A 390-nucleotide genomic window follows, 5' to 3' on the forward strand; every position below is an offset into this window, starting at 1 on the left:
ATGATGGTGTACTGGGGATCCACACTGTACAGGCGTTCCAATTTTTTCAGATCCTCCAGGCTGTTCACGAGTTTGGCCTTCATAGGATCCTGCTCTCCCTCTGTTCCTGGTAGTCTTCCATGAGCTTCTTTCTCTCTACCCATGGAAGGAGGATGTCGAGCCTCTTTTTCAGCTGATCCATCTTTTCTACCAGGGATGCCATGGAGTCCTGACCGGAAAAAAAGTAGGTCAGGGCTTCCCTGACTATATCTGATATGGCTATCCCTGACTTTTCCGCCAGAGAAGTGGTCTGGGCATAGACATCCTCAGGAATCCGCACCGTAATTCTGTTCTTCATCTTCATGCACCACACCAGTATGGCCGGAATGCATCCGGGTCTGATTCTGTACA

The 390-nt window shown here is 49.5% G+C and carries 1 protein-coding gene; it reads right to left on the minus strand.

Annotated elements, in window-relative coordinates:
* Nucleotides 1–79: 79 nt before the first annotated feature.
* Nucleotides 80–390 (minus strand): CopG family transcriptional regulator (locus F6Q11_RS07515; protein WP_297027984.1); only part of this gene is annotated, 311 nt, incomplete at its 5' end.

This window comes from Thermoplasma sp., assembly GCF_008709555.1.
GTDB lineage: Archaea > Thermoplasmatota > Thermoplasmata > Thermoplasmatales > Thermoplasmataceae > Thermoplasma.